The sequence below is a fragment of the Galliscardovia ingluviei genome, from assembly GCF_014635685.1.
Lineage (GTDB): Bacteria > Actinomycetota > Actinomycetes > Actinomycetales > Bifidobacteriaceae > Galliscardovia > Galliscardovia ingluviei.
On record NZ_BMDH01000002.1, the window covers coordinates 110,835 to 131,495 of the forward strand.

18 protein-coding genes are annotated in these 20,661 nt (G+C 46.9%); 6 read left to right on the top strand and 12 right to left on the bottom strand.

What is annotated here, in order from left to right; all coding sequences use genetic code 11:
• Nucleotides 1-14 precede the first annotated feature (14 nt).
• Together IEU85_RS04680 and IEU85_RS04685 are read right to left on the bottom strand one after the other, a co-directional pair.
• Nucleotides 15-104: a 30S ribosomal protein bS22 gene (locus IEU85_RS04680; protein WP_004268639.1), complete on the bottom strand. Its 90-nt coding sequence runs from the start codon at nt 102-104 to the stop codon at nt 15-17.
• A gap of 145 nt (nt 105-249) precedes the next feature.
• Nucleotides 250-1,020, bottom strand: coding sequence for a hypothetical protein (locus tag IEU85_RS04685; RefSeq protein WP_188355095.1), 771 nt, complete (start codon nt 1,018-1,020; stop codon nt 250-252).
• 234 nt (nt 1,021-1,254) lie between these two features.
• Here IEU85_RS04685 and IEU85_RS04690 point away from each other — a divergent pair, with 234 nt between their 5' ends.
• The gene (locus IEU85_RS04690) at nt 1,255-2,835 is read left to right on the top strand and encodes a DNA repair protein RadA (protein WP_188355096.1); all 1,581 of its coding nucleotides are present in this window, start codon (nt 1,255-1,257) and stop codon (nt 2,833-2,835) included.
• Nucleotides 2,836-2,913: 78 nt separating this feature from the next.
• Here the strand turns inward: IEU85_RS04690 and IEU85_RS04695 are convergent, their stop codons facing one another.
• Nucleotides 2,914-3,672, bottom strand: a complete 759-nt coding sequence (locus IEU85_RS04695; RefSeq protein ID WP_188355097.1) for a hypothetical protein — start codon at nt 3,670-3,672, stop codon at nt 2,914-2,916.
• 189 nt (nt 3,673-3,861) lie between these two features.
• The gene (locus IEU85_RS04700) at nt 3,862-5,058 is read right to left on the bottom strand and encodes an iron-sulfur binding domain-containing protein (protein WP_229714760.1); all 1,197 of its coding nucleotides are present in this window, start codon (nt 5,056-5,058) and stop codon (nt 3,862-3,864) included.
• 465 nt (nt 5,059-5,523) lie between these two features.
• Between IEU85_RS04700 and IEU85_RS04705 the strand changes: the two genes are divergently transcribed.
• The 3 genes from IEU85_RS04705 to IEU85_RS04715 all read left to right on the top strand — a co-directional run bounded on the left by IEU85_RS04705 (nt 5,524) and on the right by IEU85_RS04715 (nt 8,081).
• A complete protein-coding gene (locus IEU85_RS04705) occupies nt 5,524-6,123 on the top strand; it encodes a tRNA (cytidine(34)-2'-O)-methyltransferase (protein WP_371866649.1) in 600 nt (199 codons plus the stop codon).
• Between the two features lie 224 nt (nt 6,124-6,347).
• A complete protein-coding gene (locus IEU85_RS04710; RefSeq protein WP_188355099.1) occupies nt 6,348-6,620 on the top strand; it encodes an ACT domain-containing protein in 273 nt (90 codons plus the stop codon).
• 96 nt (nt 6,621-6,716) lie between these two features.
• Nucleotides 6,717-8,081, top strand: coding sequence for a PFL family protein (locus IEU85_RS04715; protein WP_188355100.1), 1,365 nt, complete (start codon nt 6,717-6,719; stop codon nt 8,079-8,081).
• Nucleotides 8,082-8,254: 173 nt separating this feature from the next.
• Here IEU85_RS04715 and nagB read toward each other — a convergent pair whose 3' ends face one another.
• From nagB to IEU85_RS04740, 5 genes are all read right to left on the bottom strand, one after another.
• A complete protein-coding gene (gene nagB / locus IEU85_RS04720; RefSeq protein WP_188355101.1) occupies nt 8,255-9,040 on the bottom strand; it encodes a glucosamine-6-phosphate deaminase in 786 nt (261 codons plus the stop codon).
• Nucleotides 9,041-9,081: 41 nt separating this feature from the next.
• Nucleotides 9,082-10,047, bottom strand: a complete 966-nt coding sequence (locus tag IEU85_RS04725; protein WP_188355102.1) for a dihydrodipicolinate synthase family protein — start codon at nt 10,045-10,047, stop codon at nt 9,082-9,084.
• A 143-nt stretch (nt 10,048-10,190) separates the two neighbouring features.
• Nucleotides 10,191-10,886: an N-acetylmannosamine-6-phosphate 2-epimerase gene (locus tag IEU85_RS04730; RefSeq protein ID WP_371866634.1), complete on the bottom strand. Its 696-nt coding sequence runs from the start codon at nt 10,884-10,886 to the stop codon at nt 10,191-10,193.
• A gap of 167 nt (nt 10,887-11,053) precedes the next feature.
• Nucleotides 11,054-12,064 (bottom strand): ROK family protein, encoded by a 1,011-nt coding sequence (locus IEU85_RS04735; protein WP_188355103.1) that lies wholly within the window; start codon nt 12,062-12,064, stop codon nt 11,054-11,056.
• 54 nt (nt 12,065-12,118) lie between these two features.
• Nucleotides 12,119-13,048 (bottom strand): DUF4862 family protein, encoded by a 930-nt coding sequence (locus IEU85_RS04740; RefSeq protein WP_188355104.1) that lies wholly within the window; start codon nt 13,046-13,048, stop codon nt 12,119-12,121.
• A 254-nt stretch (nt 13,049-13,302) separates the two neighbouring features.
• On the opposite strand from IEU85_RS04740, the gene IEU85_RS04745 reads away from it, so the two are divergent.
• Entirely contained in the window at nt 13,303-15,546 is a 2,244-nt protein-coding gene (locus tag IEU85_RS04745; protein ID WP_229714761.1) for an exo-alpha-sialidase, read from the top strand.
• A gap of 169 nt (nt 15,547-15,715) precedes the next feature.
• The gene (locus IEU85_RS04750) at nt 15,716-16,651 is read left to right on the top strand and encodes a FadR/GntR family transcriptional regulator (RefSeq protein WP_229714762.1); all 936 of its coding nucleotides are present in this window, start codon (nt 15,716-15,718) and stop codon (nt 16,649-16,651) included.
• A 204-nt stretch (nt 16,652-16,855) separates the two neighbouring features.
• Here IEU85_RS04750 and galK read toward each other — a convergent pair whose 3' ends face one another.
• The 3 genes from galK to IEU85_RS04765 all read right to left on the bottom strand — a co-directional run bounded on the left by galK (nt 16,856) and on the right by IEU85_RS04765 (nt 20,415).
• Nucleotides 16,856-18,106 (bottom strand): galactokinase, encoded by a 1,251-nt coding sequence (gene galK, locus IEU85_RS04755; protein ID WP_188355106.1) that lies wholly within the window; start codon nt 18,104-18,106, stop codon nt 16,856-16,858.
• Nucleotides 18,107-18,197: 91 nt separating this feature from the next.
• Nucleotides 18,198-19,472 (bottom strand): galactose-1-phosphate uridylyltransferase, encoded by a 1,275-nt coding sequence (galT, locus tag IEU85_RS04760; RefSeq protein WP_188355107.1) that lies wholly within the window; start codon nt 19,470-19,472, stop codon nt 18,198-18,200.
• Nucleotides 19,465-20,415 carry a DeoR/GlpR family DNA-binding transcription regulator gene (locus IEU85_RS04765; RefSeq protein ID WP_188355108.1) on the bottom strand — a complete coding sequence of 317 codons (951 nt, stop codon included), beginning with the start codon at nt 20,413-20,415 and terminating at the stop codon, nt 19,465-19,467. Before IEU85_RS04765 ends, galT begins: the two co-directional genes overlap by 8 nt.
• Nucleotides 20,416-20,661: the final 246 nt, after the last annotated feature.

A 20,661-nucleotide genomic window follows, 5' to 3' on the forward strand; every position in this document is an offset into this window, starting at 1 on the left:
CCGTGAAGGCTCTACTACTTGCGCTGGTGACGAGTCTTACGCAGCAGTTTGCGGTGCTTCTTCTTGCTCATCCGCTTGCGGCGCTTCTTAATGACAGAACCCATCTCAAGCCTCCGTTCTTATCGATAAGATTGCAACTTGCCCAATGCTACTACGTATTTTGGACGAAAACGCAGTACACACCCGAAATTACCCTTTTTCACCCTCTACATGGACTCTTAATAAATAATAGAGTATGGCCGAGGGCTACTACATAGAGAATTTTGCGTAGAAATCTACAACATCTTCTTTTGCGCCAGTAATTTGGAATACCACTGTGTCATTTTGCCACACAGCAACTGCTTTACCACTGCTCTTCTGGCTATCAGATTTCTTAGAAGCTTTATTGTCGGTAGCACCATCCGTACTACTTGACTTATCTGAACTTGTAGTATTTTCTGACTTAGTATCCTGTTTATCGGTATCTGTGGTGGATTCATCTGCTGCTGACTCGTCTACTACCGGCAACTCATAGACCTCGTACAGTCCAGTCTGTGCGCCTGAAACTTTCACACTACCATGCGCTAAAAGCTTGCCATTACTTGCTTTGTCAGTTGTACTCAGCTGCTCATAAAGCTTTGCAGCTGCGCTCGCATCACTCCACTGTGCCACACTCATGGTAATATCATGACCTTTTTCACCAGTTGAATACGTCACTGTGTATTCTTCCAGAGGGCTCATATCTTGCCACTCAGTGGATGCTTCAACCTTCGTGCGAGCAAAATTCAGCACAGCATCCGGCAGTGCCTTCATCAAGTCTGTTGCATCTTGAGGTAGAGCAACGGCATCAATAGCAGGTTTTTCAGGACGTTGCTGCGATTGTGTAGTTTGTGTTGTTGCCTGCGCAGATTGTGAAGCGTTATGGCGCATTGCCCAACCTGGCCATACAAACGCACTCAATACTATAAGCAGTACTACAACAATGGCAAGAATCACTACAATGCCACGGCGACGTGATGAAGTTGCATTACTATTTGACATAGTAGTAGTCTCACATCTCTTAAGGACACCTACGAAACATGCTACAACTACACAGCGCAGCCTCCAGAACTAAGCATGTGCGATGGCGGATACCATGGTGCACATGTGCTTCATACTAGCCGCTCGCGCTGTTCCGCATGTTTTCTAGCACTTGTGTATTTTATAATGTATTTTCATAGTAAGTATGTTCAATGTGCGCTTTTAGATGACTGATTTGCGTGCTAGGTTGGGATTATGGCAAAACAAGCAACGCACTTTTTATGTTCTGAATGTGGCTGGAGTGGCTCGAAATGGTTCGGTCGCTGCCCTGAATGTGGACAATGGGGTACGATTGCTGAATTTCATGAAGCACGACCATCAGCAGCAGCTCGAACTAGAATCGCGCGTACCCGAGGGCAAGCTACCGCACAGACTGCAGGTTCTGGTAATGCACAATCTGCCAAACAAGGCGATTTTGATGGCACAGATATCCGTATGATACGCACTGCGCCACTAAGCGGCGTGGAGGGGCTTGCCCAACCTATTACTGAGGTCGATGAGCAATCAGTGCAACGTATTAGCACCGGTTTTGAAGAATTCGACCGAGTACTCGGGTCCGGAATTGTTCCAGGATCTGTAGTACTCGTAGCAGGCGAGCCCGGCATTGGTAAATCAACGCTTTTGTTAGAAACAGCAGGCAAAGTTGCCGCCGCCAACCCTCAGTACCAAGTGTTGTATGTTTCTGGCGAAGAGTCTGCATCCCAAGTGCGTATGCGTGCCAGTAGAATACACGCAATATATGAAAACTTGCTTCTCGCATCAACCACCGATTTAGGTACGGTGCTTGGTTTATTGGAATCAACCAAACCACTACTGACGATTGTTGATTCTGCACAAACTATTATTTCTGCTGATGTTGATGGCATTGCTGGCGGTTCTACACAGGTGCGTGAAGTGGCCAGTGCGCTGATTGATATGGCAAAAACGTATGATATTCCTGTGCTGCTAGTAGGGCATGTTACTAAAGATGGTTCTATTGCGGGCCCACGCACTTTAGAACATTTGGTTGATGTTGTTTGTCAATTTGAAGGCGATGCGCAAACAGCACTGCGCCTACTACGCGCTACGAAAAATCGATTTGGGCCGACAGACGAAGTTGGCTGCTTTGATATGAGTGGCGAGGGTATTGAGGAAGTGACCGACCCTTCGCAAATCTTCCTCTCCCAAACAGGAGCTGCTACATCCGCTGATGGTAGCGGACAGACAGATGCTTCCAATGGCGGAGCAGAAACGACAATCCCTGAAACAGAGGGCACTTGTGTAACCTTTACTGTTGATGGACATCGTAGTTTACCAATTGAAGTACAGTCTCTGGTAACCACTTCAGCATTGCCAACGCCAAGACGAGCAGTCAACGGTATTGATTCAAGTCGTCTTGCCATGCTTATTGCTGTGTTACATCGCCATGGTCGCGTATCAGTATTAAGTAATGACGTGTATTTATCAACCATTGCTGGTGGTCTTGCCAAAGAGCCTGCTTGTGACTTGGCAATTGCTCTAGCCCTAGCATCAGCGGCACAGCATACGCCAATTCCGCGAAACTATGTGGCTTTGGGAGAAATTTCTCTAACCGGACAAATTCGCCCGGTGCCGCGTCTTGAACAGCGTCTACGCGAGGCAGCACGACTTGGTTTTACGCATGCCCTTATCCCCGCGCATCGTTCTGGTACGCGAGTACTGCATGTGCCGGGGATAACGGTTATTGAAGTGTCTACACTTGCTCGTGCGCTATCTGCATTAGATTTACAAAAGCGGCGAGCTGTGCGCATGGACTGATGAGTGCAAGCTTTACTAAAACGCGTAAGCTACACTGATATGCATAATCTACTGAATAATAATATTGATATGCGCAAGCTACTGAATAATAATAGGAACTTGCGGTGAAGAAAGTTTCTTCATATCTGGGAATGATAATTGCGCCACATACGTACCTGCATCCACATGTGGCAGTTCACCGTCTTCCACGCAAGTGTCACTAGTTCGATTGGTATTCCACACAATTTCGCTGGTATCTGTAGACTCATCGCTACCTGAAGCACCTTTGGACATCAGGAGCATACGCGAATCTACAGGGCAAACATTAGATCGCCAAATCACTTCATCGCCGGAAGTAATTGTCAATACACGTTTGGCGTTAGAAAGGTCAATAAGACACTGACTATTACCCGTGTACGTAACTGTGGCTTTGAATTTCACTGTTCCGCCCACACCTACGGTTACGGGTTCTGCAGCGAGTGAAGCCTGTAAATTGGAAGCATTGCAGTTTTTAACCGTGTTTTTTTGCTCTTGTTGCTTCGTATCGTCAGCTTTCTGATCGTCTTTCTGGTCTGTTTTTGACGATGCTTGTTTATCCGAAGAGGATTGTTTATCAGATTTGCTCGTTTGTTTAGACTGCTTCGACTTGTTGGATTGTGATGAAGTTTGACTTGAACTTGATACTGCGCCAGAGCTATCCCCCGAGCTATGCACCACGTGCACAATGCCCACAATACCCACAATACCCGCAATAACGAGAGCAAGCACTACCACCAAAGCTGCAAGTGCGACTAGCCGACGCCGCATATACATACGACGTTTTTGTGGACTCATGTTCTTGAGGGATTGTTTGACCATATGCTGAGTGTAAAACATTGCACGCACAAGCACACTTCAAGGCGCCACATACTCGGCAAACTCACACACTTTTGGCTTAGCTCTCGTAAGTCTCGCAGACTTTCGTGGGTTACACACTACTACATCCTAGATGGGCCTACTACGTAAGAGTTACTAGATGAAACTACTGTACGAAGTTACTAGATGAAACTACTGCGCAGATGGGAAACTAATATCTCCTTGTGGCAGTATTTCAATCAACCCATCGTTGTCTAGAGATGCAAGACATTCACCAAGCTGTGTTTGATTCTCCCAAAGCTGCTCCACTTGTGACCTTGTGAGCACACTTCCTTGCGGTAGTTTACGCAAAGCATCGAGTACAATGCCACGCACTTGCCGGTCAGTGCCCTTGAACTTCTGCCGAGGCCGAGTACGTTGCTGTCCAAGACCAGGCAGACCAGCAGCATAAAATGCACAATAAGATTGCAACGGACATTGTTCGCACTGAGGTGTTTTAGCAGTACACACTGTGGCACCAAGCTCCATAACCGCTTGATTCCAAATAGCTGACGGTTTATTCCACGGGGCGATGTGATCAGAGCTCTGCGTACGCTGAGTCTGCTCAGACTGATAAGCGTGATTAGCTTGTGTAGTGTTGCTCGTTTGCTCGGTGCGATGTGACTTCGCAGTGTGATGTGACTGCTCGGTGTGGTTAGCGCATGCAGCGTGCTGTACTTGGTTAATATCGTGTGGCAGAACATCGCTAGCGAGCTGCCGTTCTTGCTTGGTTGCACTGCCGCCAAGCGATTCTTGCCCGAGAAATACTCGACTGAGCACGCGCCTAATATTAGTATCCACGACGGCAATGCGCACGCCAAACGCAAAACTCAGCACCGCACTGGCCGTGTAGTCACCAATGCCGGGCAGTGCAACGAGTTCATCATAGGTAGTGGGCAATATCCCGTGGTAGTCTTGCGTGATTACTCTCGCACACTCTTGCAACCGTAGCGCTCGCCGTGGGTAGCCGAGTTTACCCCACGCGGTCAAAATCTCTGCGGCTGTGGCCTGGCTTAAGCTCTGCGGATCTGGCCACTGTTGCATCCACATCTGCCAATACGGTACTACCCTTGACATTTGCGTTTGTTGGCTCATCACTTCGGAAACCAACACTCCCCACGGCGAAGTATGACCAAATCTCCACGGCAGCTCGCGTGCGTTGTTCAGCCACCATTGTTTCAGTGTTGCATGCACATCATGTGCATGCAACAGCGCACCATCGGGACTTTCAATCTTTGAAGTGAGCACAATATCGTGTTGTTTTACCGTATTCTTTCCCATCATTGCATATTGTAACCGTTCCTCATGCAAATTCGACTGTACTTCGACCGCACTTCGCCTGTCAATCACTTAACAACTCCCTGCTCCCCATACCTATATGAACCACTATCCATCGAGTTGTGAAGTGATACAGCAATACCCTCTGGGTACGCGCCTTGCACCACTGCTCGATAACCCTCAGATTGCAACAATTTGCTAAACCGAAATTTCTCCACGAATCGACTCTAGGATAAAATCACTTCACAACTGTCAACACCCTAAGCCCAATGGATACACCACCGCTATAATCAGTACTCAGGAAACACCGAACAGCGCTGAGACCACGAACCAGCCTGAAACCATGAACCAATTTGTGACCACGAACCAGCCTGAAACCATGGACTTAGCCCTTGAGACCATAACCAGTGCGCATCCATGCAAACAGCGTGCAAACTGACTTGAGAGAAGGAACCCGTGTCAACTTCACCAACACCATCACAACCAAACACAGATGCTACTGCACCACACGCCGACCCAGTTTCTCGCGTGGAATCCATGTTCGAGTATGGATACCGCAAATCCGGCTATGGTCCTGATGAACTCGTCACCGACGCACACGGCAATCCAATTAGCGTTATCGATGCCATGCTACAAGCAGAAGAGGCAAGTAAAGCACAAACAGTAACCCCACACTTGTGCTACTACTCTCCACGAATCCCTGGAAATACTGGTAGTGCAATCCGCTTGTGCGCGGTGACCGGAACAATTTTGCATCTTGTTGAGCCATTGGGCTTCAACTTGCAGGATACCAAGCTACGCCGTGCGGGACTTGACTACCACGATATGGCTCATGTGGTATTGCACCCGAATTTTGAAAGCCTCGTAGAGTCGATGCCTGATTCTCGTATTATTGCGTTTACAGCCCACGCCACGAAGCTGTACACGGAAGTCGAATATCGTCCGAATGATATTTTGCTGTTTGGTCCAGAGCCAGGCGATATTCCTGATCCAACGGATATTATGTTTGGCCCTCATGTAGCTGAGCAGGTTCGTTTGCCAATGCGCCCTAGTTTGCGTAGTTTGAATCTTACAAACTGTGCTTCAATCGCTATTTATGAAGCTTGGCGTCAGCTCGGATTCCAGGGAGGCAAGTAAGTTTCACTCGAGTTCTTCAAGCACTCACCTAGAGTTCTTCAAGCTCTCACTTAACAGCTTCAAGCGCTCACCGACTTCTTCAAGTTCAAGCTTAATTCCCATGCGTATTCCATATAAGCTCACACGTATCCGCAACTATCTCATAACTGAGCACCTTTGCGCACACGCCCGAGCTTTTTGTTAGCATGGATATGTAATCTACCCCACATTACACAAGGATTCATATGAATAAGGCAATTATCACTGTTGTTGGTCAGGATACTGTCGGCATTATTGCGCGCGTTTGCACGTATCTGTCTGAGCACCAAACCAATGTGTTGGATATTTCTCAAACAATTATTGACGGCTTTTTCAACATGATGATGATTGTTGATTACACGCATACTGACACTGATTTTGAGCGTATGGTTAATGACCTTGATGCTATTGGTCAACAGATTGGTGTCCATATTCGTTGCCAGCGCGAGGAAATTTTCACTCGCATGCATCGCGTATAGACGAATAGCACCTTGCACTATTCAGCACGTTATTCGTGCATGCAACCCAAAGCCTAAACTTAACCTACTGCTTAACGATCAACGTAAGGTACTGCCATGCTCAATATTATGGAAGTTCACGAAACCAATCAGATGATCGAGCAAGAAAAACTTGATGTCCGAACTATTACGATGGGCATTAGTTTGCTTGATTGTGTCAGTGACGATCTAGAAACACTGTGCACCAATATCTACAATAAAATCACCACAAAAGCTAAAGATTTGGTAGCAACCGGTCAGGCTATTAGCCGTGATTTCGGTATCCCCATTGTAAACAAGCGCATTACTGTTACTCCTATTTCACTTGTTGGTGCCGGCGCATGCAAAACACCTGAGGATTTCGTGCAAATCGCTCATACTCTTGATAAAGCCGCTCACACGGTTGGCGTGGATTTGCTTGGCGGATATTCAGCATTAGTGTCTAAATCTATGACTCCTGCAGAAGAGCTCCTTATTCGCTCACTGCCGCAAGCACTCAGCGAGACTGAGGTAGTGTGCTCAAGCGTTAATGTTGGTTCAACAAAAACCGGCATTGATATGAATGCGGTGAAGCTGCTTGGCACGATTATTAAAGATATTGCTAAAGCGACAGCAGACCGTGATAGCTACGGTTGCGTCAAATTTGTAGCGTTCTGTAATGTGCCGGACGACAATCCGTTTATGGCTGGCGGTTTCCATGGTGTCACCGAGGGCGACACTGTGATTAACGTTGGTGTTTCTGGTCCTGGCGTGGTCTCCCGCGCTTTGGATGCGGCAAAGGGCAAGGATTTTGAATTCTTGTGTGAAACTATTAAGCGCACTGCATTTAAGATTACGCGCGTAGGTCAGCTAGTTGCACAGGAAGCCTCTAAGCGCCTTGGAGTGCCTTTTGGCATTATCGACTTGTCTCTTGCTCCAACGCCTGCTGTTGGTGATTCTGTTGGCGAAGTCTTGGAAAAGATTGGTTTGGAAACAGTTGGCGGCCCTGGCACAACCGCCGCGCTCGCTATGCTTAACGATCAGGTGAAAAAGGGCGGTATTATGGCTTCCTCATATGTAGGCGGCTTGTCTGGAGCCTTTATTCCTGTTTCTGAGGATAGCAATATGATCAATGCTGCTGCACAAGGCTGTTTAACTATTGAAAAGCTCGAAGCAATGACTTGTGTATGCTCTGTTGGTTTGGATATGATTGCTATTCCTGGTTCGACGAGTGCAGCAACTATTTCTGGCATTATTGCAGATGAAGCTGCTATTGGTATGGTCAATCAAAAAACAACTGCGGTGCGTATTATCCCTGTAGAAGGCAAGGGCGTTGGTGAAACAGCTCATTTTGGTGGGTTGATGGGGTATGCGCCAATTATTCCAGTCAACCAGTCCAGCTGTGAGGCATTTGTTAATAGGTCTGGTCGTATCCCGGCTCCAATTCACTCGTTCAAGAATTAGCAGCTGACAATTAGTGACTGATTACTAGATACCATTTCCATACACCGCAACACAAGCCAAGGGGTATGTGCTTACCGCACATACCCCCTAATTATCTATGATTATCGCAGTTGCAACTACATGACTGCAAAACTACTATCTCAAGGCCGCAACCTCAAGGCCGCAACTATCGATTAGAGTCCCTGCCACTGTGGCTTATTATCAAATACCCAACGATAATAATCAGCTAGCTTCAATTTGCTAGCTGCTGCCTCATCAATAACAAATGTGGCATGTGGATGCAACTGCATTGCTGATGCAGGACACATCGCGCTGACTGGTCCTTCAATACTTTGTGCCACAGCATCAGCTTTATTCTCGCCAAATGCCAAAAGCACTAAATGACGAGCTTTCAAAATAGTGCCAATGCCCTGCGTAATGCAATGTGTTGGAACCTCATCAAGTGAATTGAAGAAGCGGGCATTATCAAGCCGCGTTTGTTCGGTGAGCGTTTTAATGCGCGTGCCGGATGCGAGCGAAGAGCCAGGCTCGTTAAAACCAATATGCCCATCAGTACCAATACCAAGAATTTGCACATCCACACCGCCAGCAGCTGCGATAGCAGCATCATAATCGCGACCTGCTGTAGCAATAGTAGATAAATCACCGTTTGGCACATGCACCAAATCAGGGGTGAGCCCTACCGGCTCTACTACAGTACGTGTGATTACGCTACGGTACGATTCAGGGTGTTCGACTGGCAAGCCCGCATACTCATCAAGCGCAAATCCTTGAACCTGCGACACGTCAATATTGCGTTCTTTAACTTGACTTGCTAGATGATTGTACACAACAATTGGCGTGCTACCGGTTGCCAATCCCAGTACTGCGCGGGGGTTTGCAGCAATCAAATCAGCAATACTAGCCCCGACTAAAGCACCAGCTTCGTCTTGAGACTTAACAATAATTACTTCTGCCATAATTACTCCAGCTTTGCAATCTTAAAAACTTTGCCTTATGTCTATTTTTCCCAGTTTGTTGCAGCAGACACTTCCTCGGCTGAGCGAGCTAACGGTAGACCAACTTCACGTAGCACCTCGGCAATAGCTTCAACATTTTCGCCCTGCAAAGGTCGCACAGGATTTGGCATCTGGTTAGTATCAAATACACCAAGTAGTGCCAATGCAGTCTTGAATGCACCTACGCCAGCACCAAAACCTTGTACGCCACGAGTTACCAAAACAATGCGCATCAAATCAGCAAGTGTATCTTGCTCAGCTTTTACTGTTGCCCAATCACCCGCCTGTGCGGCCTTCCACATGCGCACATATCCGGTTGGCTCCACATTGGCAAGCCCTGGGACAGAACCATCAGCACCGGCCATATATGCTCCATCTACAACCACTTCTTGGCCAGTAAGCAGTGTGAGCGGATGACCTGCCTTATTATTGGCATCAATCAGGAATCTAAAGGAGACATCATCATTAGATGAATCTTTAACTCCTGCCAGCACGCCTTCTTGCCCCAGACGCAGCAGTAGATCATTTGGCAACTTGACATGTACGCAAACTGGAATATCGTATGCAAACAGTGGTAGTTGAGGTACTGCCTCATGAATTAACCTGAAATGACGCTCAATTTCCGCTACACCGCCGAGAGCATAGAATGGCGCCGTCGCTACCAATGCTGCCGCGCCTAATTCCTGAGCCACCTTAGCATGTTCAATAACACGGTTGGTTTCTGTATCAATGCAGCCCACAAATACTGGAACGCGACCTGCGACGGCTTGCATTGCAGCTTCTACAATTTCTTTGCGACGAGTGTCGGTGCTAAACACTACTTCACTACTTGATCCTAAAATAAAGAGCCCATCAACACCTGCGTCAATCATACGGTCAATAGAGCGCTGGTAGCTTGCCTTATCAAGTTCACCTTCAGCGGTTAATGGTGTTACTACTGGTGGGATTACTCCTTGAAATGTTGTCATGATTACTCCTTAATTTATACTTTCTCTCTTGTTCAAGAAAACTATTTTTTTGATATTTGCTTTCAAGCGCTGGTATAACTCTGATACCAGTACTGTCCATCAGCACCACTGTGCCCTGCTTTTGCTTCCGTGCCCTGTGACAGCTACTGCGCTGACCCCTGCGGTGTGCGAGCAGCAAACCAGCTGGTAATTGTGGTTGGGTGTGTGATAGCAGTACCTACTACTCCAGCCCAAGCGCCACACTCCATAACTTGAGCTAACTGGTCTGGAGTATGAATACGACCTTCACAAATAACTGGAAAATCACTAAATTCACGCACCATATCTTTGAGCAGTTCAAAGTCTGGCCCGTCTGTTTTTTCACGCTCACCGGTATATCCAGACAGCGTAGTGGAAAGGATATCGCTCCCAGCGAGAGCTGCCTGTTCAGCATCAGCAAGCGAGCCGCAATCTGCCATTACAATGGCGCCTTCTTCATGCAATGCTGCAACCGTTTGTGCATACGTTCTGCCATCAGGACGTGGTCTGCGCGTAGCATCAATAGCTACAATGTCACATCCTGCAGCAATACAACAGCGTGCATGGCGCAGTGTTGGCGTGATATAGACACCCTCATGCCCTTCTTTCCACAATCCGATAACAGGCACATCAACTTGCCCTTTAATGGCTGCTATATCAGCAAGGCCTTGGCAACGAATAGCGACAGCACCACCTTGCTGTGCGGCAAGTGCTACGCGCGCCATAGTGTCAGGTGTGCGCATGGGCTCTCCTGGGTAGGCTTGTGCGCTGACTATAAGTCCGCCTTTAAGTCCCTGAATTATTGGATGAATTGTGTGCATATATACTCCATTCTGCGCGGTGGTCTGCTCCGTAACCATCTGCACTATGAATTTGCTATGACGATGTGTTATGACAATTTGCAATGAATTTGCTGTACCAGTCTGCTTGATACCTCGCATTGCATATGACGTTCGGCGTAGTTTGTGCTATTTCATCTGCAGTACTCCTATACCTGTGCGTTGCATCGTTGTAAATAGGACTCAATAACATATGCCGCTCCAAGCAGCGGTGCCGTAGCATCAAGACTGCCTAGCACTATACGAGTTGCAGCTATTGATGGCATTGAACTTGAAGCAAACCCCTGTTGTACTGCCTGCCACCAAGGCTCTCCAGCATGAGTAACTGACCCTGAAATCACCACAATATCTGGATCAACTATATGGCAGATGCCTGCAAGGCTTTCTCCAAGTGCTATTCCAGCATCATGAATTACTTGGCTTGCTAGCACATTGCCTTGGGATGCGAACTGCGCAACTTGCCCTCCATTAGCAGCTGGAGGGAATGCAAGTTTCTGCTCTGCTTGCTCTGATACGTCTGACCCAGCATTAGATTGAGCAACACAAGCAAGTCGACGCTGCTCATACCAAGCATGGATACCACTTCCGGAGGCTATCGCTTCTAGATGTCCACTATCGCTACCACAAGAGCAGTGCATGCCGTATGCCAAGCGGTGGCACACGTGTCCGATGTGCCCTGCAACATGATGCGCACCTTCAACCGGCATGCCGTCGACAATAATGGCTCCACCGATGCCAGTCCCTACAGCACAGGCAAGCACACGTTGATATTCAGCACCAGCACCCCATACTGCTTCACCAATGCCATGTGCCATAACATCATTGGTCACTTGCACCGGCAATCCTGTAGCTTGTTCCAATGCTGCTCCCAGAGGCTGCCCCGCCCATCCTGGCATAATATCAGTGGCAGCAAGTATAGAGCCTGTTTCAGGATCTATTACGCCAGCAGAGCCAACACCAATACCCGCAATATCAAATCCTGCTAAACGAGCCTGCGTTACTTCATGCTGCGCCAGTCCAATAATGCGTTGTAATACTTCAACACCGCCAAATTCAGCATGTGTTGCGATGCTGTGTACATCGCTAGCCACACTTCCAGTTGCTGCATCAACAACAGCTGTTGCTATTTTTGTTCCGCCAATATCGATACCAACATACATGGGTTACCTCGCAAGCTCGCCTAGTTACAGGGTGAATACTTTTGCCGATTGCTGTTATGCAGCAATTACTGCATCATGAATATGCTGCAAGAACGATAGTCTTGTTGCCAACGTTGCATCTTTGGGCACGCAAATCTTGGCACCCAAATATTGCAACTGCTCAGCTTGATCGATGGCAATTCGCGTGCATGCTTGAATACGTTCGGCATCCATCAGCGAGCTTGGCTCATCAACATTCATTGGCAAATGACCGTCAATCCACGAGTAACCGTATTGCGTCTCTTCAGGACCGGCGCCAGAGAACATCAATCCTTGTAGTACTCCTGCTGTAGCTGCAGCCTCAACATGCTGCTGAGGCGTGAGAGCATCACGCCCTTCCACAGCACTTCTACCCCAATTGATAGTGATCCCAATGCCGAGTTGTTGCGCAACTGCAATTTCTTGATCGATGCTCAGAAAGCCTTTTTCTGGCTTTTGCTCAGCAATATACCGATCGCAATGTTCAATAACCAGCTGAGCCCCCGACCAATTCCATGCGCAGACTTCTTCAAGCGAGCGCTGGAATGCTGCTGCATCTGCTAATTCGGTCGGCGCACTGTGGATTTCTATTGCTGTAATATCATCCGAACCACGTAATTGAGCAACGTCTTCTACAGCATCGCGCAATGTTTTCAGCCACTGGATAGCTGCATTCCGACCTTGCTCGTCAGGGCTTGCAAGACCAAATGTGCCATCTTTCCACACATGTTGCATCGTTCCAGGGATTGCCGTTACCGTATTGGCATGCCAATGCTTTGGTAACGTGGTTGCCAACCAAGCCCTCGTAGCAGTGTCTGCTAAATCTCCGGGATATGGCAGTTCAGTTCCTGCAATCCAAGACTGTTCTCCTAAGAGTTGGTAATACTGTGATTGACTCTCTTTATCTGCCGGCATAGAAGCATAAGCTCCTACGACGAATGGAATCTGTTGTGCTTGCTGTCGCATGGTGTTCCTTTTTGACACTGGGTATGCACTACGCCTATGTAGCACACACTCTATTTGTCCGATGTCATTTGTCTGATGTCTTATGTTTTATTATAGTTATAGCACAACACGCAAGACAACACGAATCCTTGTGTTGTCAACATATACAGCCACCAACTGCGTTGTACTTCAAAACAGATTATGGTATGCTAATTCAAGATGTCTGACGTCTGATGTTTAGTTTACTTAGCGAAGATGTACATAAGGAGATGACAATGGCGTCCAATCCGTGCCCAGCCTACAGCCAAGGAACCATCACATTTGATATACAAACACGTATCGATACACCATTATTTACAGCCCAAGGATCAACAGGCGAAATATGTCTTACCATAACCAATAACCAACTCGTATATCGAGTTACCACTCAAGAGCAAACTGCACTACTTGAAATAGAAGATATTCGCAATCTAGCCGACAACCAATGGCATAGCATTGCTATAACCGTTGATTCTTCCGGCACACGAATATTTATAGACGGTTATCAAGAATTCGGCGGAACAACATCCGCATTTTTTACCGATCTCGGAGACGATGCAAACTATACCCTTGTCGAAAATGCACTCATCAATATTCGAGAGTTTGCAATCAGCGATCGCGTTGCCACACCACAAGAAGTGTTAGCCCAAGCCACTACTCCAACAGCACTTATAGAGTTTGCAGCTCCGTATCTCTCTTCATATGATGTTATGCAAGTGGGCGAGCTTATATCAGGAAGTATTCGAGTTATCTTCCGCGTGCGTGGGCATGGTCAAGCTGGAACTATGTTTGCTGCTGCAGGAGCAGGACGTGAAGCTATGTCCCTTGCCATTGACACAACAGGAATCACCTATCGCGTATTTGGTAAATACGGTCAATGGCGTATATTCCATGCTCAAGGCGCATGGGATGACGGTAATTGGCATGATGTCGTAGTCACTGCAGCTTATGGCGCAATAGAAATCTATGTCGATGGTTTTAGAGAGCTTCACGAACCAGGACAACCATTCTTCGCCGATATTGACGAATTAGACACCGTCGTTATAGGACAAGACACTATCGGCATTCGTTTATTCGGTGAAGCTACACAGGCTATGATTTATCCAACACCGCTTAATGACTCACAAATTAAACACTTAGCACGTATTGCTCCACTATCTACACAAGCACTGTTTGACCGTGGGCTTATGGGATCCAGCTCATACCGAATTCCCTCACTTATTGCTCTACCAACAGGAGTAGTTATTGCTGGTGCAGATCAACGAACAACAATCCCAAATGACAGCCCAAACCACATTAATTTCACTATTCGCCGCTCACTTGATAATGGTGCAACATGGTTACCAGTACAAACTATTATCGATTCACCAGGATCAGGGCACAGCGGAGCCTCGGCAAGCGATTCTGTACTGGTCTATGACGAACAGGCACATCGTGTTATCGCGCTTATCGATCGTTTTCCGGGCAATATTGGTCAGCCAAACTGTGGATATGGATTGGGAGCAAATACCCAAGGAGAGCTTCTTCTACATGACAAACAAGACCAGATATACACCCTGCATGATGATGGCACAGTAACTGATAGTGAAGGTGCAGCTACCGCATATACAGTAGATAGTCAAGGTAATGTCAACTTCGATGGACACGATGGTGGCAATATTTGGTGCGCGCAGGACAAAAATCCACATCAAACTCTACTCGTAGAACGCACATGTTTCCTTGAAGTTCTGTATTCTGATGACGAAGGCGAAACATGGAGTGAGCCACACACTATCAACCATATGGTTAAAGAACCATGGATGTCTTTCTTAGGGACCAGCCCTGGAAACGGAATTGTGTTACACCATGGCACACATGTAGGACGCATTATTATGCCAGTGTATTTTAGCGGTCGTAATAGTATGCGCTTTTCTACAGCAGTAGTATATTCTGACGATCACGGCATTACATGGGAACGCAGCCATTCTACTAATGACAATCGTATGTTCAATGGAAGCACTATAGATCCTGAAACATTTGAAGATGCTGAGGCCTGTCTCTATGAGTGTGTGCCAGTAGAGCGTGAGGATGGTTCTATTATCTTCTTTATGCGCAATCAGCATCCTGAGGGAAAGGTTGCTATTGCCATCTCACATGATGGCGGGGAAACTTGGGGTACTCCTTATTTTCATAGCCAGCTTCCTGAGATTTTTTCACAACCAAACGCCATTTCTCTATCCGATGCTGAGCATCCTAATCGGCTTGTATTTGCTAATGCATCGCAACTGCTCCCTTATCGTGGAGCTGGTGTCTTGCGACTAAGCGAGGATGGGGGTACAACGTTTAATATTTCGCGTACGTTTAGACCATTCCACTATGTCTATCAATGTATGGCTTGGCTGGCTAATGGTAATTTAGGATTACTGTGGGAGCACGAATGGCAGGGACTATACTTTACTCAAATCCCATTGCAATGGTTTGATAATCCTCATATCGAATAGAATGTACCCATCTTCAAAATCGTCTATAACAACTTAATACTGCGCACACATGTCACTTATGCCACACACCAAAAGTCACACACAAAAGACACGAACATCGTTATACATACTATAGAATAGACATATTGGAATCGGCACCTGTGCATATCGCGCGATGAAAGGAACTATCATGGCGGCTCAACATGATTCTTCTGGCAAAGACCAGACATCTTCTGCACATCATATTGCGCATACCACCGACTCTTCCGAGCACTCATTTACCCAGTTTATAGAAGATATAGCAGAAAAACCGCTATTTCTTCCACCAGCAACAATTACACTGCCATCAACCAATACGTCATTGTTGATGCAACAGGCAGGCTCACCATCGCTAGGCATACCCCATGCCCAAAATAAATTGCATGCAGCCTCCAGTCGAGTTGATGAAACCATGACAGCGATTAAGTCATATATTATTGATCACGAGCTCATGCCAGGAGACGTACTACCAACAGAACAAACACTATGTGATGAACTCGGCGCTTCACGTTCTTCTATTAGAGAGGCTGTGCGCAAACTTGAAGCTCTGCATATTGTGCAAGTTACGCATGGTAAAGGAACTTTCGTAGGAGATCTCTCTCTTGATCCTTTGGTAGAGACATTGGCTTTCCGCGCCATGATAGGGGCATCCAAAAAGCGCAATTTGCAGGAATTGCGTGATGTTATTCAAGTACGCCGCTCACTTGATTTAGGAGCAGCAGAAGAGATTGTCGCAAGATTACATGGCACCAAACAGCCAGAACTTGAGCAGATAATCGCAAGTATGAATGAGTCAGCGCAACAAGGTGACGCATTTTTGCAGCAGGATATTGTATTCCATTACTACTTATTGTCACTTACAGACAATCATGTACTTGTGCAGCTTGCTCATAGCTTGTGGCTGGTGCATATGGCAGTATTACCTCAGCTCGGACTTGCAGTAAGCACTGAACTAGATACCACAGCACATGCTCATCAGCAGATGCTTGATGCGGCAATTGCTGGAGATGCCGAACAATATAAGGCGGCAGTATATGAGCATTATCGTCCAATTGAAGCGATTCTCGACCAGCAAGAACTCCAGTAATTTCAAGTATTATAGGTAGTTGCTGCTTAGTCTCATATACATATATGTGTAGACATATATGTATAAGCTCTACATAAAGAAGTGGTGGGATAGGCTTTTACCCCACCACTTATGTTTGCGATCAATCACATGCTCTCATATGTACCACAAACCTTGCATTGCGTACTACAAAACCTGCAGTACGCAATGCGGTGCTATGCGACTTTACGCTACTTTACTAGCGCATTGTGCTGCAAACGCAGGCAGTGCTTGAGGAGCGTTGAATCCATGCTCTGCAAACGCATCAGCAATTGCTTGAGCAACCTCACGAGCATGACCTGCATCAACTAAAGCAATAATTGATCCACCAAAGCCGCCGCCAGTCATTCGAGCACCATATGCACCATGAGAGCGAGCCACATCAACAGCAAGGTCGAGCTCGGGCACAGTAACTTCATAATCATCACGCAAAGAATCATGTGAAGCATTAAACAACTGTCCTGCGCGAGCAATCTCACCTTGTGCAAATGCTTGGATAAATTCGTCAACTCGTGCAATTTCAGTAATAACATGACGCACGCGCTTAACGCTAACCTCGTCTGGCAGTTTGTCAAGCACTGCCTGCAATGCCCGATCAGGATGCTCACTAGCATTAACTTCATCAGCGACTTCGCGCAGATTACGGTACCCCAAGGCCTGAGCTGCCGCCTCGCAAGTGGAGCGCCTATTCGCATATTGTCCATCATTAAGTTGATGAGGAGCGCGAGTATCAAGCACGAGCAACTCTAAGTTATGCGCACCCAGATCAAAAGACTCTGCCTGAGCAGACTCCATAGCGCTTAATCCTGGAGTAAAATCAAGGCGCAACGCATGCCCCAGCGTACAGCGCATAGAAGCACTCTGATCAAGACCACCAGTAGACGCGCCTGCCATATCATTTTCAGAAGTAATAGCAGCCCGAATAAGCGTTAACCGCCCTTCATCGCTACCACCAAAGCCCAATGCAAATACGTCATCGAGGGCGAGCGCTGTAGAACATGTCATAGCAGCAGAAGAACTTAACCCGGAACCCAATGGCACGCAGGAGCTAAACGCTGCATCAAAACCGCGCACCTGCTCGAAGCCCGCCTGACGTAGTGCCCATGCTACGCCAACTACATATGCCGCCCAGCCGTCTACGCTACCTGCACGCAGACCATCTAAATCAGCCGAACCGATATGTTCAGGGGCGAGATCTGATACCACGCGAACCACAGTATCTACACGAGGACGCAAAGCTACATAAGTACGATGCGGCAATGCAATAGGAAGGCATAAGCCAGCATTGTAATCAGTGTGTTCACCAATAAGATTTACTCTACCTGGTGCTGCCCACACTCCTTGTGGCGTCTGACCAAAACTTTGTTCAAATAATTGTGTTGCACGAGCCGCACCAACTTCATCGGTGAGGGGCTCAATAAATGCTACTTCACTCATAGGTATTCCTTTTCAGCAAACCGTTAATGCATCACATAGTTTTCATTTCACGGTTGGTCCTACACATAGTTCATTACGCGCTTCACGCAAGTTAGGCATCAATATCAATAGGTCCAAGCTCATGGAATCGCTTAGCGATTAGCTCTGGAGTGGTATCAGAAATCCAAGCAGCCATGCCAGATTCAGAACCTGCAAGATATTTGATTTTATTTGCAGCTCTGCGGAATGAGAAGAACTGCAAATTCAAGCGATAATGCTCACGGCGCGCATCATGAATTGGAGCCTGATGCCATGCTGCAATATATGGCAAATCCATACCTTTTCCGTCACCAGTATCAAAGAAAGCATTACCACGCTTCAGTAATGTCGAATACATCTGTGCCAAATCCCAACGCTCCTGATCATCAAGCTCGTCGATTGTAAGCACATCGCGCACTGGAGCCACATGTACTTCCAATGGCCAGCGAGCAGCTGCAGGCACATAAGCAACCCAACTGTGATTGCGCATCACCACACGCTCTTGAGCTTCGAGTTCAGACTGCATCAAGTCTTTGAGCAGGTTGCCACCTGTGCGTTCAAAATACTGCTCAGTGTGCTGCAATTCAGTTTCCAGTTTTGGAGCAATAAATGGATAGCAGTACACCTGACCATGGGGATGAGCCAGCGACACACCAATTTCTGCACCGTGATTTTCAAATGGGAAAATCTGCTCAATACCTTCAATATGGGAGATTTCTGCTGTACGGAATGCCCATGCTTCAACAACTGTACGCAAACGCTCAACAGGCAAATCTGCTGGAAGACCATGTTCATTAGGATCAAAGCAGATTACTTCACACCGCCCCGCAGCATTACGACGTTCCCACAAAGGATTACCATCAACATACTGCACATCGGCGCTTACTCCCGGCACCTGCACCATGGATGGGAATCGATTTTCAAAAACGACCACATTGTAATCAGTATCTGGCACTTCGCCATCTTGATATGGGTCTCCCGGTTTGCGAGCCGCCAGTGGATTTCCTGTTGCCGTCGCACCTGGACCCGCTGTAATTGGGCGATTCATACGTGCGGTTGCCATAGGAATCCAATCACCGGTAAGTGGATCACGACGCATTTGTGGAGCAGCATAAGGCACTTCGTGACCATCGGCATCTAGATGCGAAGCAAAACGATAATCAAGCTGGCGTGGATCGGTAAGTTCACGTGTGCGCTCGCCGCTAACGTATGCAGGATCATCGTCTAAATAGAAGAAATCTCTACCATCGGCAAGTGTTGTAGGCGTGATACGAATATGCTCTTTTGCATATGCGCTAGGCTGATAGTATACAAATGGCGTTTGCTGCGACTCGGCTGAATTATTCATAATCTTCTCCATAATTTCCAAATGGTGAATGTTGTTGTAATCCTGAAGTGTGTGTCATATGAACACTGGCATTGGCTGTATTGGCACCTAATCCTGAAATTCCAGTATTTGCGGCACTAATCGATTGAGGTAAGGCTTCTACTCCTGACTGTGGTGCTAGCACAAGATTTCTGACGAGTTCTTGGGCTTTTTGGGCAAGTTCAGGAGACAGTCCGTCGTCGGTTATCAACACATCGATGTCTGCAAAACTAGCGAACATCGACAGCGAAGTATTTTCCCATTTGGTATGATCTGCTAACACAATTGAACGATCAGCAATAGAAATAAGTGCAGCGTCCGTAGCCGACTCCAAAGAGTTTGGAGTGAGGAATCCGCGAGGCATAGAAACTGAATGAGTACCTAAAAATAGTGTATTGACACGCAAACTTGAAATAACCTTATCCGCAATAGGACCGACAAGCGCATTAGATCTGGTTAATACGCCACCGGTAACAATAACTTCTACATCTTTGTTTTCCATGGCCTGCACGAGCTCTGCTACTGGAATGGAGTTTGTAAGTATCGTAATACCCGATGCATGGTCACTTTCCAGCAAATGCTGTGCAAATACATATGCTGTTGTACCGCCGCCGATAGCAATAACATCACCTGGCCCTACATAGCGTATTGCCGCATTAGCAATAGTATCTTTCAACCCAATTTCCATTTGCGATTTAACAGAAAAAAGCGGTTCTGCAAGTAAGGTACTGGTTGTTACTGCTCCACCGTGTACGCGCTTGAGCAGCCCCTTATCTGCAAGCTCGGTAATATCTCGTCTGATCGTCATTGATGAGACGCCAAGTTCTTTGCTCAGTGCCGTAATACGCACAGCGCCCCGTGTGCGTAGTCGACTGAGAATCACGTGTTGTCGTTGCGATGAAATCATAATTACATTATCGCACATAAAAACTCAAAAAAGCAAACTTAAATGAACAATTGGTTAAAATATTTTTGACTATTTTGATATATTTACAACACACGTGTGAGCACTCACAACACACCAGTGAAAAAAGTGACAAAACGACACGCAGCACAGAAAGTATAGCTATAATAGTGCTTTGTATGACTTATGCTGTTGACTTATGCATAATGCATAATCGAATGCAGTAAAGTAACAATCGAATAATTGCATTACTGTTAAGCAATGAAG